This window comes from Mucilaginibacter xinganensis (assembly GCF_002257585.1).
Lineage (GTDB): Bacteria > Bacteroidota > Bacteroidia > Sphingobacteriales > Sphingobacteriaceae > Mucilaginibacter > Mucilaginibacter xinganensis.
Genome location: NZ_CP022743.1, coordinates 2,347,721 through 2,364,177 on the forward strand (window position 1 = coordinate 2,347,721; position 16,457 = coordinate 2,364,177).

Sequence of the window (16,457 nt, forward strand, 5' to 3'; positions counted from 1 at the left end):
GAATGGCTGATTATGGAATTTAAAGATAACGAAGCCATATACCTGCAAATAGCAGCCTATGTGTGCGATAATATATTACTGGATAAGTGGCCGCCCGAGCAAAAAATCCCATCAGTTAGGGAACTGGCTATTGAGCTTGAAGTAAACCCGAATACGGTAATGCGGTCGTATGAGTTTTTGCAGAAACAGGAAGTGGTTTACAATAAAAGAGGGCTGGGCTTATTTGTAGGCCCCAATGGTTACGAAACGGTAAAAAGGCTGCGCAAAGAGAATTTCCTGCAGCAAAAACTGCCCGAACTGTTCAAAAATATGTACCTGTTAGGTATTTCTGCCAAAGAGATTCAGGAAAGGTATGAAAGTTTTAAATCGACTCATTACTCATCAACCCCAGATAAAAAGGATAATGAAAACAAGTAATAAACTCACCATAGCAGCTATTTTATTGGTATTAGTATCCCTGGTATATTACGACCTGATGCTTAAAGCATCATATATGAGCGGAACTTATAAGGATCAGTTCAGAGATTTTGTTGCCTTAAATTTTAAAGATTTTAAGTCAATCAATCTTGGCTCGTGCACCGCTTCAAATATTATAGTGGAGCAGGGGCCTTTTAGTGTGCGAATTGAGCCTACAGCAGATCAATTTGTTAAGGTAAGTCAGCGCGACCAAACACTTCACATCGAGACTGCATTTCCCGGAAACTATCAAAATAGCCGTGCCGAATATGTGCTCATTATATCATGCCCTAGTCTTGCAAGTATTGCTGTTGATTCGAGGTATATGTCTGGTGATCAATTAGTTATAGACACTATTGCAAGCGCTGATTTTAAATGGCGCCCAAGTATAATTAGAGGGTTTACGCTCGATAGTTTGCTGATTACAGAAAAACATGCGGGTTCTGTCATTTTGCAGAATAACAAAATTAAGGGATTAAAAGCCGTAATAGGTCTGGAAGAGGGGAGCGGATCAAACATGGTTATTTTAAAGAATAATGAATTTCAGGATGCTGATTTGCACATACTTAATAAAAGCCAGCTTTTCCTGCATGAGGCATCTATTCCTAACCTAAAATACCAACTGGCGGACAGCGCCAAACTAATAATAACCGGAGCGCTTAAAAAACAAATAATAAAAAAATAGTACTTAAACTTTAGCAGATATGAAATTACAAATAAATTCACTTTCAAAAACCTACGCCAATGGGGTGAAAGCCATAAAGGATGTTTCGTTAACCTTAAATAACGGCATGTTTGGTTTGCTTGGCCCTAATGGTGCCGGTAAATCATCTCTGATGCGCACTATAGCTACATTACAGGAAGCAGATGCCGGCAGCATTTTTTTAGACGACCTGGATGTATTAAATAACAAAACCCGGGTAAGGCAATTGCTTGGATATTTACCCCAGGAGTTTGGTGTATATCCCAAGATCTCTGCCGAGCGGATGCTGGATCATATTGCGCAGCTTAAAGGTGTTGGCAACGCTGCGGAACGAAAAGAACTGGTCTCCGCTTTACTTGAAAATGTAAATTTGAGTAAAGACAGGAAGAAAAATTTAGGCACATATTCAGGCGGTATGAAACAACGCTTTGGAATAGCCCAGGCGTTAATTGGTAACCCTAAATTGATAATTGTTGATGAACCCACCGCGGGTCTTGATCCGGCGGAAAGGAACCGGTTTTATAACCTGCTTAGCCAGTTGGGAGAAAATACGATCGTAATCTTATCTACCCATATTGTTGAAGATGTAAGCACCCTATGTTCAAATTTTGCAATTATTTGCCAGGGCGAGGTGTTATATGCAGGGCAACCGGATAACGCTGTTAACGAAATGGAAGGTAAAATATTTACCAAAGCTATCAACAACTCGGAGTTAAGTTTCTACCAGGATGATTTTACAGTAATATCTACCCAGTTAAAAACAGGCAAACTGCATATCCGTATTTTGCAGGACACTGACCCCGGTCGTGGTTTTATACCGGCCGTTCCAAACCTGGAGGACGTATACTTTAGCAATATTGCCACCCGCGTAGATGTAACCACTATTTAAACCTTATAAATCAACCTGTCATGTTCTGGAAAATTTTCATTTTCGAGCTTCAAAACAAGCTCAGAAGGCCCGCGGTTTATGTTTATTTCGCGGCTGCATTTCTCTTTATGCTGTTCACTTTTACCGCAGGTGCATTGCCGGTAGGCGAAAAAGAGCACATTAACAGCCCCCGGCTTCTTGCTTTTGTTATGGGCTGGATTTCAATTATTATGATGCTGGTTACATCCGCAATAATGGGGATGCCGCTTTATAAGGATATTGAGTATAATACCAAAGATTATTATCTTACTTATCCAATAACCAAATTCGGATACTTTTGGGGGCGGTATTTTAGCTCATTGTTATTTGTGCTGATCATAGGCAGCGCGGTGATGCTTGGAGCCTATGCGGGTACAAAGTTGGGGCCGCTTATGGGCTTTAACATTGCGGCCAGGTACGGCCCTAATAATTTGAAGTATTACCTGCAGCCATTTTTGCTGATCGGTGTTCCCAACCTTGTTTTTACCTCTTCTATATTTTATGGTTTGGTTGCTATAACCCGCAATATAAAGGTTATTTACAGCAGCGGCATCATCTTATTTTTAGGTTACCTGATCTCAACCTTCTTTTTGGCGCATACCAACAACCATGATGTAATTAACCTGGCCGATCCCTTCGCATTTAGCGGAATTAGGATGCAGTTTATGGATGTGACCGATGAAGCGAAGAATGTTACCATGATGTCTTTTAGCGGATCGCTATTACTAAACAGGATAATATGGCCTTTATTAGGAATAGCTGTTTTATTATTCACTTATATCAGGTTTAACTTTGAAGACTTTTTTAGCGGCAAGCGTGATAAGCGTAATGTTAAAGATGAGTTGAAAATAAATCGTAACGCGGTACGGCCGCAGGTAGCAGTAAGCTTCGCCGGGTCATATAACATCAAAACTCTTTTGAGTTTAACGAGGACTGAATTGCTGAACATCATCCGGGATAATTATTTCTGGATCATTATGTCGTGTGGGTTATTCTTTTTAGGATTTGCATTTTATATGGGGAATGGCAATAATTATGGCGTCCCTGATTTTCCGCGTACTGTTTCTTTAATTGCAATCTTTAACGAGGTATTCCTGTTTTTTATTTTCTTTATTATTATATTCTATACCGGCGAAACTGTTCACCGTGACCGCATTACCCGCTATGCTTTTATCAATGATTCGTTACCGGCGCCAAATTGGGTTTTAAACGGATCAAAGCTGATGAGCCTGCTGGTACTTGGGCTCGGCCTTTCGCTAATACCAATGATATTGGGAATAATAGTTCAGTTGATGAAGGGCTACACCGCGCTTAACCTGCCCGTTTATTTAATGACGGTGTTTACACTTGTGCTCCCCAGGTTTTTGGAGATGGTAGTTTTTGCTTATCTGATACACGTTGTGGTTAATAATAAGTTTGCTGCGCATGGCATCGGGATAGCCATATGGGTGGTTATGTTTTTTATGAACATTACTTCAATATTTAATTACAGGCCGCTTTTATATTCATACACCCCTTATTATGAAATATCGGATATGGATGGTATTGGCCATATGGCAGGCCCGGTAGCATGGTTTAATTTATATTGGTTGCTCACAGCAGGCATATTCATAATAATAGCGGCACTGTTTTATTACCGGGGCATCTCATCAACTTTTAAAGAAAGGTGGCAGCTTGTTAAGGAAAGGTTCGATAACAGAACCCGGATAATATCGGGTGTTTTGTTGGTTTGCTTTTTAGTAATGGGTTCCTTTATTTATTATAATGTGAGTTATTTAAACAGTTACCTCACAAATTCAGAAAATAATAAACGTGCCGTGCTTTATGAAAGAACTTTAAAGCCTTATGACAAACTTCCTCTACCAAAAGTAAGCGCTATGACGCTGGCCGTTGATCTTTTTCCTGATGAGCAGCGGGCGCAGACACATGGGTTTATTACTTTGGTTAACAAAACAGGTAAACCCATTAGCAAAATGCTGCTGGATGCTGATGGCGTAACAGAATATAATTTAAAAGCAGAAGGGAAGGAAATTCCATTCACATCTCCGCTAATTTATTCAAGAGACAAACTCAATTTTTTCAGGCCAGAGCACGATACTTCCGACTTCCGGCTTTATCAATTTAGCAAAGCTTTGGCGCCGGGGGATTCGATAGTTGTCGAAATTAATTCCGCTACATTTTATAATGGTTTTGGTAACGATCTTTTCAGCCCCAATATCCTTCGTAATGGTACCTTTTATAAGGGCGGATTGCCTGGTTTAGGTTATGACGATGATGATGAACTAAGCAGTCCTTATGAACGTAAGCAAAATCATCTTCCGCCCAAAATGGAAGAAGAAGTCGCCCAAAATGATCCTGAAGGAATAAACAGGCTCAAAGCGGGTAACCCCGCCATGTTAGCCAAAATGTATCTTACCGTCAGCACTTCGGGCGATCAAATAGCTATTGCACCGGGGGCGCTTCAGAAAAAATGGACCTCAAACGGGCGTAACTATTTTCATTATGTACAGAATCAGCCAGGAATGTACCCGCCCTTCGGCTTTATCAGCGCAAGGTATGCGGTGTTACACAGCGATGTTAAAATTGATAGCGGGAAAAGTGTTAATGTGAACATCTATTACCATCCTGAACATAAAACAAACATTAATCGTTTTATGAACGCTTTTAAAGATGGGTTAAACTATTATTCAAGTGTTTACGGTAACTATCCTTTTAAGGATCTGAGCCTGGCCGAAACAAGCGCTTACGGCCCGGGATCGTCATCAGCTACAACGCTTAATACTTATAAAGAAAAACTTGGCTGGAATGCCGATTTTAATAAAGCTGACCAATTAGATTACTGCTATTATATGGCAACGCAGCAGCTGGCCCAGCAATGGTGGCGCTTCCAGGTGGCACCTAATAATACCGTAGGTTCCCTGGTAATCCCCGAAGGACTTGCTAAGTATGATTCCTATGTAATGGCCGAAAAACGGTATGGTAAAAATAACATGCGCGGCTTACTGGTTGACCAAATGTGGGGATACCTGTACCTGCATGGCAGGAGCGAAGAGGCCGAACATCCTATATTAAAGGCCAACGCATGGTTTGAATGGGAAAACAAAGCAGGTACGGTTTTATATGGTTTGCGGGACCTGATTGGAGACGACAATATGAATACAGCCTTACGGGAGTTTAAAAAGGAGTATGCTTTTAAAAAGGAGCCACCGTACGCGGGAAGTAATGACCTGTACCGTTACCTGAAAAAATATACCCCTGATTCGTTAAAGTACTACTTAACTGATACCTGGGAGAAGATAACGTTTTACGATAATAAAGTAAATAGTGTGAAAGCAGTAGCTATTGGTAATAACAAATACAAGGTCACTTTAAATTTAAGTACCGGTAAATCATATATAACAGGCAAAGGAAATTATGCAGCTGCACCAATGAATGACTACGTTGATGTTGCAGTTTTTGCTGCGCAAACCAAAGATAAAGAAGGACGGTCGCAGGTGAACCCGCTTTATCTTAAAAAGCAGAAGCTAACCGGCGGCAAGCATACTATTGAAATTATTGTTAACGGAAAACCGGTAAGCGTTGGCATTGATCCATATGGCAAACTTGTAGATAAGATGCCAAATGATAATTTAAAAGACCTGTAACATGAAATTTACGGGCAATTAACCTTTAAAATTATGCGCCGGTAAGTTTATAAAACTATTTTTAGGGATGATTTACTGGCTTATCGGAGGACTGCTTATAGGTTTAATAGTGCTGCTTGGCGGGCATTTCAGGTCGAAATTATTGACCCGGAAAAAACTGAAGAATATCAGGGAGCGGTGGGGTAAACCCATTGAAGCCTACAGAAATATTAAACTTATTGGCAGTTACCTGTTTGCATACGGGGCGGAAGCAAATATTTCTGCGGCTACCGCCGCAGATTTGGATATTGACAGCGTGTTCAGCTTCATTGACAGGACGAACTCCAGGCCTGGGCAGCAGTTTTTATATAAAAAGCTTCATTGCTGCGACACTTCTGCGGATAGTTCTAATAGTATTGAGTCGCGAATTGCAGGATTAAATATAGATAAGGACAGGAGAGAACAAATAGAACTTAAGCTGTCGGAACTCAATAACGACGATGCCTATTACCTTCCGGAACTTTTCTCAAAAAAACATCGTTCGCTCTTTAATCCGCTGGTTGAAATTTATATAAAGATTTCACCCATATTGGTTATTACTTCCATTGTAGCGTTAAGCATAACAGGTAGCCAGGTGTTTTTTTTATGGTTATTGGCTTTATTACTGTCCAATGCTGCCATTCATTTTTTTAACAAAAGGAATATTTTAAAATATACGCACTCATTACCTCAATTACTTAAATTGATCAGGGTAACCCGATGGTTGATTGATGAAAGTGTTTTGAGCGCAGATGAAGCTTTAACTGAAAGCCTCAAAAAGGTTTCCAAACTTAAAAGATCGCTTGTATTGATCAATGCACAAAATGGGATGGTGAACGATCCTACAGATGTAACTTATGTATTAAATGAATGGTTCAAAATGTTGTTTCTTATTGAGCCTATAATTTTTGTTTCATCAATAGCAAAAGTCAATAAATATTTGGATAATATTAAGGTTTTGTATGTTGCAGTGGCAGAGGTTGATGTTTGTATCTCCATCCAATCAGTACGGGACGGACTTCCTTATTATTGTACGCCCGCCTTTGACGGCCCCTCATCAGCATTTATGATTGAAGATTTGTATCATCCTTTAATTAACGACTGCGTAGCCAATTCAATAAGGGGGAGTAATGACAAGGTGATATTGGTGACCGGTTCAAATATGTCAGGAAAAACAACTTTTATCCGGGCAGTCGCCTTAAATACCCTAATGGGCCAAACAATTAATACCTGTTGCGCCAGGAGTTACCAGGCCCCCATATTAAAAATACAGACCAGCATCCATATGAATGATGACATGGATGAACACAAAAGCTATTTCCAGGCCGAAGCTTTATCTGTATTAAATATCATCAATACCAGCTCGTTAAATGAAAAGATAAAAAGCCTCGTAATAATTGACGAAATCTTTCGCGGAACGAACACTATAGAAAGAATTGCTGCTGCAATGTCTGTTTTAACTCACCTTATTGAAAATGGAAATTTTGTTTTTGTATCAACCCACGATCTGGAACTGGCTGAACTGTTGGGTGACAATAATGCTGTATATTCATTTGAGGAGCTGATTAATGACAGCGGTTTGGTATTTGATTACAAAATAAAAGAGGGCGTACTTAAAAATAAAAACGGAATAAACGTTTTGAGCCGCCTGGGTTATCCTCAATCAATTATTAATGCAGCTGTTAGCGCAAGTAAACGATTGAGAGAAAAATACGACCTTTAAATTGCCATTAACTTACCCTTCCGGGCATCAATATGCCACGATAAAGTTCTTATGAACACTAATTTGTCATCGTTCTTTTTTATTTGACTTTCTTTCATATTTGATTATGGCCCTACAATAGACATTTATCGTTTGCTAAGGTGATTAATAAGCAATCTTTCGACTTTCTAATATGGTATCATATATGTGAATTGTTTTGGGGGTGATGTTTTTTTAATGATTGATAAAAAAATTTACATTTTTTATTGTATAAAAGTTGTTTTATTGATAAATTAGAAAATCTTAACTATTAAAAACAATAATTAACTATATATGAAGAAAAATTTACTCTCCTTTTTTCTTTTGCTTTTCTGTTTTTCATCTGCTTTTGCTCAAAACCGGGTGATAAAAGGTAAAGTAACTGATCAAAAAGATGGATTGCCGTTGCCCGGGGTAACGGTGATGGCAAAAGGTGCCGCGTCAACCGGCACCCAAACAGATTTGAACGGCTTATACACCCTGACAATACCAGATGGTATAAAATCACTTTCGTTTAAATATATTGGTTACAAGGAAGCAATTTTACCGGTTAGCGGGGCAGTTTTAGACGTTCAAATGGAGGCCGATCCCAAGCAGCTCACGGAGGTGGTAGTGGTGGGTTACGGTACACAAAAAAGAGGTAGCCTTACTGGTTCAATAGCGTCTGTCTCGGGCAAGGATGTTGCCGAAACGCCCGTAACCACATTTGAGCAGGCCATACAGGGCAAAACGGCAGGAGTTAATATCCAGGCCGAGGGTGGTAAACTTGGGCAGGGTATAAAGATCAGCGTTAGGGGGCAGTCATCAATTTCGGCAGGAACGCAACCGTTGGTGGTTATTGACGGTATTATTGTTAATCAAACCGATCTGTCAAGTAACGGGGCGACGTCAAACCCACTTGCCGACATCAATTTTAACGATATTGAATCGTATCAGGTATTGAAGGATGCGGCAGCATCAGCAATATACGGTGCACGCGCATCCAATGGTGTTATCCTGATAACAACAAAAAAGGGTAAGGCAGGTACTGCAAAAATCAATTTCAACGCGCAATACGGTTCAAGCGTACCCTCCCGGCACCGCAAATTTTTAAATAGCGATCAATGGCTTCAGATAGAACAGCGGTCGGTTGTTGGAGCGGCAAAACAGGATGTTTTAAACGGGTATTTTGAAACGCTTCAGGACGCGCTGGATTATGAAAACCTGGATAATACTTTTACGGGTTTAGCTGCGGGGAATACCAAATGGAACAGTACCAATACGGATTGGGAAAAGCAAGCATTTCAAAGCGCGCCAATGCAGCAGTACGATCTGAACTTTTCAGGAGGGAGCGAAAAGACCACCTATTTTATTGGGATGCAGGCGCTGGATCAAAAAGGCATACTTAAGGGTAATTCATTAAAGCGTTACAGCGGAAGGCTAAATATCGACACCAAAATATTCTCTAACTTCAGCGTTGGGATGAACCTTAACTTTACCCATAGCTATAATCAAAGGTTAAGCAATGATGATCAGTTTTCAACCCCGCTGCAAATTGTTGCACTCTCGCCCATAACGCCGGTAATTGACCCGCGTACAGGTTTGCTGAGCGGTACGCCTCCCGGAGATCACAATGGCGATTACCCTTTATATTATAACGCACTTATTAATGTGCAGAACGCATATTTTCATACCAACGTTTACCGCACCCTTGGTAATGTTTATGCAAATTGGGAGATAGTAAAACATTTAACATTCCGGTCGGAATTTGGTGTTGACCAAACGAACCAGAATGAAGACAGCTATTATAATAGCTTAACGGCGGCTAATACCGGCACACCTAATGGATTTGGTCAAAATACCAATCAGAGTATTGTGCACTACACGGTAAATAATTTCATTACTTACAAGAATGTTTTTTCGCAGGATCATTCGCTTGATATAACAGCGGGTACCAGTTATGAATACAGCCATATGCTTGGTAACGATATCCAGGGAAAACAATTTCCCTCGGACGCCTATAAGCAGATCTCCTCGGCAGCGGTTAAATCAGCCGGGTCTTCAAGCCAGTCTGAATATAATTTTGTTGGCTATTTCGCGAGGGCAAATTATGCTTACAAAAGCAAATATCTGCTCTCTGCAAGTGTTCGTGAGGACGCTTCTTCCAGATTTGGTGCCAACAATAGATACGGCACGTTCCCGTCGGCGTCTGTTGGATGGGTATTGAGCCAGGAAAATTTTCTGAAAAACTGGCAGCCTTTAAGTGAATTGAAGTTAAGGGCCAGTTATGGTTTAACCGGGAACGGTGAAATAGGAGATTATTCATCACTGGGACTATTTTCAGGGGATGCGGGTTACAATGGTACGCCCGGTCAGCGTTTTACACAACTGGCAAATCCTAATCTGAAATGGGAGAAGACACTTCAGTTTGACCTAGGACTTGATTTCGGCTTTTTCAATAATAGGTTTTCAGGCGGGTTTGATTATTATCGCAAAAACACCCGCGACCTGCTTTTAAATGTTAATGTCCCTCAAACTTTGGGTATCGCTTTTCAAACCCAAAATCTGGGTAAATTATATAACCAGGGCCTGGAACTAACATTGTCGTCAGATAATTTTGTTGGGAAGTTTAGATGGAATACGAGTTTTAACGTTTCCTATAACGTAAATAAGGTGACCTATACCAACGGCCAGATTATTGACGATGGTGCCGATCTGAACCGCGTTATTGAAGGCCAGCCGATAGGCGTTTTTTATGGACGTGAGTACGCAGGGGTTGATCCGGCAAATGGGGATGCTATTTATTACAAAAACGCGAAGAAGGCCGACGGAACAATTGACAGAAGTACAACAAACGACCCTAACCAGGCAACAAGTGTCCCTTTAGGTAACCCGACGCCGAAATATACAGGTGGTTTAACCAATAGCTTCTCTTTTAAAGGAGTTGATCTTTCATTTACTATTTACGGTTCTTTCGGAAATAAAATATATAATGGCGGTGGGCAATATATGAGCTCATCAGCAAGTAATGGCCTGGATAACCAAACCATTGATCAGCTTAAATACTGGGATAAGCCGGGGGATATTACCAATGTCCCTGAGCCACGCGAGTTTTATGCAAACGGAACCGACCCATCCAGCCGGTACCTTTCCAGTGGGTCATACGTGCGTTTAAAAACAGTAACGTTAGGCTATACTTTTCCGCCGGATATGCTTAAAAAAATCAAAATCGATAAATTAAGGGTTTTTGTAAATGCCTATAACTTGTTTTTGATAACTAAGTATGCAGGATGGGATCCTGAAGTGAATGCGGATTTCCTTGCGAGCAACATTAATTTGGGTAATGATTTTTATTCAGCACCGCAACCCCGTACTATTACTTTTGGTGTAAATGTTGGATTATAATTTAAATAGTAAGACAATGAGAAAACTTAATCATATATACATAGGAGCTATAAGTACCCTGTTGTTATTGGCAGCATGTAATAAGCAGCTCGATCTGAAGCCTCATCAATCAATAGAACAAAGCCAGGCTATACTAACCGCGCAGGATGTACAAAGTACGCTTGTGGGAGCCTATAACCGGATGGGACTATCTGACCTTTACGGTGGCGGTGTATTCTTATATCCTGATTTAATGGCTACTCAAACCGTTTTTAGCTGGCACGGAACCTACCAGGGGCTAACGCAAATGACCAACCAGGCTATACCTGTTGACAATAGTTTTGTAAACAGTACCTGGCTGGACGCATACGAGGTTATCAACCAGGCCAATAACGTATTGGCAAATTTGGATAAAGTGGCCGCAGACAATAAAGATCGTACGGAGGGGGAAGCGAGTTTCTTACGGGGACTGGTTTATTTTGATATGGCGAGAATTTTTGGAAAAGCCTGGAATGATGGCGATCCGGCAACAAACCTTGCCGTACCAATAGTTTTAACACCAACCACAGTCATCAGCCAGTCGTCATATGTAACACGCTCAACTGTTTCGCAGGTATATCAACAGGCTATAACGGACCTCAAAACAGCGGAAACCAAGCTGCCGGAATCAAACAGCTACTTTGCCAACAAATATTCGGCTGCGGCCATATTGGCGCGTTTATACCTGCAGCAGGGAAATTATGTTGAAGCTGCCGCCGAAGCAACAACGGTAATTGAATCAGGGCAGTTTACATTGAATAAGAACTATGCTGACGAGTTCCCCTTTCCAAACCAAACTGCTGTTCATATTGACAACACTGCCGAAGATATATTTGCCATCCAGGTTACGGATCAGCAGGGTGTAAATGCTTTAAATACTTATTACGCCTCAAAAACTTATGGCGGGCGGGGAGATATCCATGTTAACGATAGTTTCTTAGGTGATTTTGAGGCTGGCGACGATCGTGCAAACTTAATTCAATACGATGATCCGGCTGATAATACCACTACTTTAAGAAACCATAAATTTGATAACCTTGACGGTAACGTGCATGTGATAAGGCTTGCCGAGCTTTACCTGATCAGGGCGGAAGCTAATCTTCGGCTTTCAACAGCAACCGGAGATACACCGTTAAATGATATAAATGTTATAAGGACCCGTGCTAAATTAAGCCCTTTACTCACGGTAACCATTGACCAGATATTAACTGAAAGAGTGCATGAACTTTACTTTGAAGGCGGCTTCTTCTTCCATGATGGAAAAAGGACAGCACAAAAGATAGGCGCGCTTCCTTTTAACTCAGATAAGTTGGTTTTTCCAATACCAAAGCAGGAAATAAACGCTAACTCAAAGTTGGTTCAAAACCCGGGTTACGGTAATTAATGTTATACTTTAAATAAGAATAAGCGGGGTCTTAACGGATCCCGCTTTTTTTTGACTATTTATTTATCGCTAAAATATTATTGCAAAAGATTTGTAAATTACTACCAATATTATCAGAACAATGAAGAAAAGCATTTTACTTGCCATCCCGTTTTTTATCTCAACCGTTACCTACGCTCAAGCCGTAAAACCAATATTTAAACCTGCCGACTTTTTAAAAATTAAAAGCCTGAGCGAGCCCCGGGTTTCCCCTGATGATAAGTGGGTGGCCTATAGTCTTTCGGAGGTAGATACGGCAAAGGATGCCCGTGTTTCACATTTATGGATGCAAAGTCTTACCACTAATGAATCAATAGAACTTACCCACGGAGCGGATCCTGCATCAAACCCGCGCTGGAGTCCTGACGGCAGATACCTGGCTTTTCTTTCATCCCGCGACTCAAAAAATGCCTCGCAGGTTTGGCTGCTTGACCGAAGGGGAGGAGAGGCTAAAAAATTAACTGATATTAAAGGAGATTTGAACGACTATTCATGGTCGCCCGATTCGAAACAATTACTGCTGGTTATTGAAGACCCGGAAAGTAAGGCCAAAGAGGAACCAAAAAATCCGCTACCCGTAAGGATTGACAGGTATCATTTTAAACAGGATATCGAAGGCTATTTAAAACACCAGTACACGCATTTGTATCTTTTTAATATAGAGGCGAAAAAGCTCGATACCTTAACAAAAGGTAGTGCCGATGAGCAATCGCCGGAGTGGTCGCCCGATGGGAAAAGGATTGCCTTTGTAAGCAACCGCACACCCGAGCCGGAACGTGACGATAATTCAGATATCTTTACGATTGAAGCAAAGCCAAACGGACAGCTCACCCAGCTGACCACTTGGAAGGGCCACGATATCGGTCCCAAATGGAGCCCTGATGGTAAACATATCGCTTATTTACGTTCAACCGCAGGGGAACATTATACCATATATGACCAGGATTTGCTATGTATAATGGATGCCGACGGGAGTAACAGCAAGGTAATTACACAACAAATGGACAGGCCGGTATCAACACCAGCATGGAGTAAGGATAGCAGGGAGATTGCTTTTTTAGTCAGTGATGATCGCAGGAGTTACCTGGCTAAATATGATGTTGATGCCAAGAGCATAAGTACAATAAACAGTGGTGATTATGGGATAGTAAACGTTGTTTCATACGCGACGGATAATTGGGTGGTTGAACTTAGTACCCCCTATATGCCAAACGAGCTATTTGCCGTAGAAAGTGGAAAGCTGCGAAAACTAACACATCACCAGAACTGGCTCCAGGAGTTTAAGCTGGCGCACGTGGAAGGCTTTCGCTCAAAAAGCAAGGATGGTACTTCCGTTTCGGGTTTATTATATACCCCTGATAGCATACATACGCAAAAACTTCCGTTCATACTTTTTATACATGGCGGCCCCGTTGATCAGGATGACTACACTTTTGATGCTACAAGGCAGATACTTGCAGGTGCCGGATACGCGGTAGCGGGGGTAAACTACAGGGGGAGCAATGGCCGCGGACTTAAATATATCAATGCGATAAATGCTGATTGGGGAAATAAAGAAGTAATTGATTTGTTAGGTGCTGTTGATGAGCTGGTTAAAAAAGGAATAGCAGATCCGGATCATTTAGGCATTGGCGGCTGGAGTTACGGCGGAATATTGACCGATTATACTATTGCTACGGATACCCGTTTTAAAGCAGGTGCCAGCGGTGCGGGCAGCGCGTTGCAAACCAGTATGTATGGTAGCGACCAGTATGTATTACAGTATGATAATGAATTGGGCCAGCCATGGAAAAACCAGGATAAATGGATAAAGTTATCATATCCTTTTTTTCATGCAGACAGGATTAAAACACCGGTTTTGTTTATGTCGGGGTTAAAGGATTTTAACGTACCAACAGCGGGAAGCGAACAAATGTACATGGCGCTTAAATCGCAAAATTTACCAACCGAACTTATCCTGTACCCCAATCAATATCATGGTATTACTGTACCCAGTTACCAGGTTGACAGGTTGCAGCGCTACATTGTGTGGTTTGACAAGTATTTGAAATAGCCGTTGCGGGGTGGCTGGTTTAAAAGGAATGGAAGTAAATTACGCTAAATAAGGTGAATTAGATATGGTTATTGATGAAACATGCTTATTATCAGTTAATTACATCTACTTATTTCGCGAATAAAGTGAAATGTGCTGATAATCAGCATGTTTCACTTTGTTCCGGGTGTTCCGCATGCAAAAATGGAACGCTCTTGCGACACTTATTTACTTCCGCTCACTTTAGTAACAGGCTCGTTTAGTTTATAGTTTAATCCCTTTGCTGTTTTCAAACTGTCCACGCCAACGGTATTTGCCATTTTTAGCGCCTGTAAGCCTTTGTAAGTTTTTTTCCAATCATCAGCAGATTCACGGGCAAGTTTAGCGGTATCAGCCTTGCTGTAAAAATTCAGGATGTTTTGTTTTAACGGTCGGGTAAGGTTATTAAACTTTGTGTCTTCCAAATTTTCCACCAATTTTGCATAAGTTTTATCCGCCAGTTTGTATTCTCCAATCATTGTGGGCTTACCGGTATCGTAATCAACATCTTGCAGGTTAAGTTTGCTGTGATGCAGTAATTCAAGCGCGTTATGGTAGTGTACCAACACGGTATCGAAACTGCGGATAAACAATTCCTCGCCTTTCGGCCCGGGATCCTTAAAGGTCAGCGCCTTTAATGGGCCAACCTTCGGTAAAATACTGATCAGGAATGCCACTGCCCGCTCGCCGAACGTGCCTTTAATTCTTGTGTTGCCAAACTCTTTAATGTAAGCTTTCTTTCTCATCTTATACCTAAACGTATGGCTGTTAGCGCTTGGGTTTGCTTTAAGAATATCATTTTTTCTTAGCTTCCATGCGGCGCGGGTAACCGTAGGCATTAAGCTTTTTACCGACCACCGATAAGTAGAAATGGCGAGGTCAAGATCTCCAAATACACTATTTACATCCTCGCCGTAGGTTTTCAAAAAAGCGCGTTCAAGTACCGGTTTAGCTACTTCAAAACCAATGAAATCATGATAAGCTTCGGGAGCATAATTACCTTTAGCAGTTTCTAAAACGTCAAAGGAAAGTTCCACTTTGCTGTGCGATGAATGGTCCTCTTCGTAAGTGACCACATTGCCGAATTTTTTAGCTATTTTAGGGTAAACAATTGGCACGGTATGGTTGGTACCAATGGAGTGACCATACTTATCAGCCATATAATGGCATAAGGTGCCAAGCGCGAAAGCATACTCATTTAAGTTCTGTGCTTCCTGCAGCATGTTCTCAACAAAATCACCGCTGCGTACATAATGAGAAAGATTTGTAAAATAAGTGCTGCCAAAAGGGAAGTACCCCATATCGGCCATCAGGCACCCGCCATAAGCATAACCGTGGGCTTTTTTTAAATCAGCGTCTGTAGCCTCCGGGTATTTCAGCTTTAACAATGGCCGGATACTTTTAGCCCAGCTGGCGTCAATCAGGGCTTCATGGGTTAAAACAGAGTAGGCCTTGACTTTGCCGGTGTACAATTGCAAAAAAATTACAAGTACTAACAACCTGTATAATACACGCATCTTCATTTATAATTTGGGCAGAGATAAACACAACTATTAAAAATGAAAAAGGTTTTAATACCCAATATATTTTGACGCTAAGAATTTGATTTATAATGTCAGCAAAATTACCGAAGCCGCTGCGGGGCAGGAGCTTCGGTAACAAGCCATGTTTTTCAGTAAGTAAATTAGTTCTGTTTAAGCTTTTCTGTTAGCTTGTTCTTCATCTCCTGTTCAAACGCCTGGTATTGTTGGTACTGATCTTTTGAAAAAACGTTTTGCAATTCACTGTCTTTTTGCTTTTGTAATGCCATAGCCTGTTTCATTTTTGAAAAACGCCCGTCGCTGCCTGTAATAATAGGCTGAATTTTTTTAGCGTATTTCAAATTTATCTCCCGGATTTTGGATACCTGGCCCGAGTCTAGCTTTAGCTTGCTCTTCATCATATTTGTTTGAAATTGTGCCCGCTCCTCAGGAGTGCTATCTTTCATATTTTTCGTGCCGGGCTGTGCATTGGTACGGCTTACGGTTGATAAGCTAATTGCTGCAATAAAAAGGATTACCAATAATTTACTGTTTGTTTTCATTTTGTTATG

The 16,457-nt window shown here is 41.1% G+C and carries 10 protein-coding genes; 8 read left to right on the top strand and 2 right to left on the bottom strand.

What is annotated here, in order from left to right; translation table 11 throughout:
* Nucleotides 1–12: 12 nt before the first annotated feature.
* The 8 genes from MuYL_RS10195 to MuYL_RS10230 all read left to right on the top strand — a co-directional run bounded on the left by MuYL_RS10195 (nt 13) and on the right by MuYL_RS10230 (nt 14,347).
* Nucleotides 13–417, top strand: a complete 405-nt coding sequence (locus MuYL_RS10195; RefSeq protein ID WP_094572908.1) for a GntR family transcriptional regulator — start codon at nt 13–15, stop codon at nt 415–417.
* Nucleotides 404–1,141 (top strand): hypothetical protein, encoded by a 738-nt coding sequence (locus tag MuYL_RS10200; protein ID WP_094570465.1) that lies wholly within the window; start codon nt 404–406, stop codon nt 1,139–1,141. The genes MuYL_RS10195 and MuYL_RS10200 overlap by 14 nt, the downstream gene beginning before the upstream one ends.
* 19 nt (nt 1,142–1,160) lie before the next feature.
* Entirely contained in the window at nt 1,161–2,048 is an 888-nt protein-coding gene (locus MuYL_RS10205; RefSeq protein WP_094570466.1) for an ABC transporter ATP-binding protein, read from the top strand.
* A gap of 20 nt (nt 2,049–2,068) precedes the next feature.
* Nucleotides 2,069–5,710 carry a hypothetical protein gene (locus MuYL_RS10210; RefSeq protein ID WP_094570467.1) on the top strand — a complete coding sequence of 1,214 codons (3,642 nt, stop codon included), beginning with the start codon at nt 2,069–2,071 and terminating at the stop codon, nt 5,708–5,710.
* A gap of 67 nt (nt 5,711–5,777) precedes the next feature.
* Nucleotides 5,778–7,451, top strand: coding sequence for a MutS-related protein (locus MuYL_RS10215; RefSeq protein WP_094570468.1), 1,674 nt, complete (start codon nt 5,778–5,780; stop codon nt 7,449–7,451).
* Nucleotides 7,452–7,763: 312 nt separating this feature from the next.
* Nucleotides 7,764–10,853: a SusC/RagA family TonB-linked outer membrane protein gene (locus tag MuYL_RS10220; RefSeq protein WP_094570469.1), complete on the top strand. Its 3,090-nt coding sequence runs from the start codon at nt 7,764–7,766 to the stop codon at nt 10,851–10,853.
* Between the two features lie 16 nt (nt 10,854–10,869).
* Nucleotides 10,870–12,255 carry a RagB/SusD family nutrient uptake outer membrane protein gene (locus MuYL_RS10225; protein ID WP_094570470.1) on the top strand — a complete coding sequence of 462 codons (1,386 nt, stop codon included), beginning with the start codon at nt 10,870–10,872 and terminating at the stop codon, nt 12,253–12,255.
* A 121-nt stretch (nt 12,256–12,376) separates the two neighbouring features.
* Nucleotides 12,377–14,347, top strand: coding sequence for a S9 family peptidase (locus MuYL_RS10230; RefSeq protein WP_094570472.1), 1,971 nt, complete (start codon nt 12,377–12,379; stop codon nt 14,345–14,347).
* A 203-nt stretch (nt 14,348–14,550) separates the two neighbouring features.
* Here the strand turns inward: MuYL_RS10230 and MuYL_RS10235 are convergent, their stop codons facing one another.
* Complete coding sequence (locus MuYL_RS10235; RefSeq protein WP_094570473.1) at nt 14,551–15,888, bottom strand: zinc dependent phospholipase C family protein; 1,338 nt, start codon at nt 15,886–15,888, stop codon at nt 14,551–14,553.
* 161 nt (nt 15,889–16,049) lie between these two features.
* The gene (locus MuYL_RS10240) at nt 16,050–16,448 is read right to left on the bottom strand and encodes a hypothetical protein (RefSeq protein WP_094570474.1); all 399 of its coding nucleotides are present in this window, start codon (nt 16,446–16,448) and stop codon (nt 16,050–16,052) included.
* Nucleotides 16,449–16,457: the final 9 nt, after the last annotated feature.

Bases quoted from the DNA above. Each gene is read 5' to 3' on its own strand.
- MuYL_RS10195 (WP_094572908.1), top strand. From the start codon at position 13: ATGGAATTTAAAGATAACGAAGCCATATACCTGCAAATAGCAGCCTAT.
- MuYL_RS10225 (WP_094570470.1), top strand. From the start codon at position 10,870: ATGAGAAAACTTAATCATATATACATAGGAGCTATAAGTACCCTGTTG.
- MuYL_RS10205 (WP_094570466.1), top strand. From the start codon at position 1,161: ATGAAATTACAAATAAATTCACTTTCAAAAACCTACGCCAATGGGGTG.
- MuYL_RS10210 (WP_094570467.1), top strand. From the start codon at position 2,069: ATGTTCTGGAAAATTTTCATTTTCGAGCTTCAAAACAAGCTCAGAAGG.
- MuYL_RS10240 (WP_094570474.1), bottom strand. From the start codon at position 16,448: ATGAAAACAAACAGTAAATTATTGGTAATCCTTTTTATTGCAGCAATT.
- MuYL_RS10230 (WP_094570472.1), top strand. From the start codon at position 12,377: ATGAAGAAAAGCATTTTACTTGCCATCCCGTTTTTTATCTCAACCGTT.
- MuYL_RS10200 (WP_094570465.1), top strand. From the start codon at position 404: ATGAAAACAAGTAATAAACTCACCATAGCAGCTATTTTATTGGTATTA.
- MuYL_RS10220 (WP_094570469.1), top strand. From the start codon at position 7,764: ATGAAGAAAAATTTACTCTCCTTTTTTCTTTTGCTTTTCTGTTTTTCA.
- MuYL_RS10215 (WP_094570468.1), top strand. From the start codon at position 5,778: ATGATTTACTGGCTTATCGGAGGACTGCTTATAGGTTTAATAGTGCTG.
- MuYL_RS10235 (WP_094570473.1), bottom strand. From the start codon at position 15,888: ATGAAGATGCGTGTATTATACAGGTTGTTAGTACTTGTAATTTTTTTG.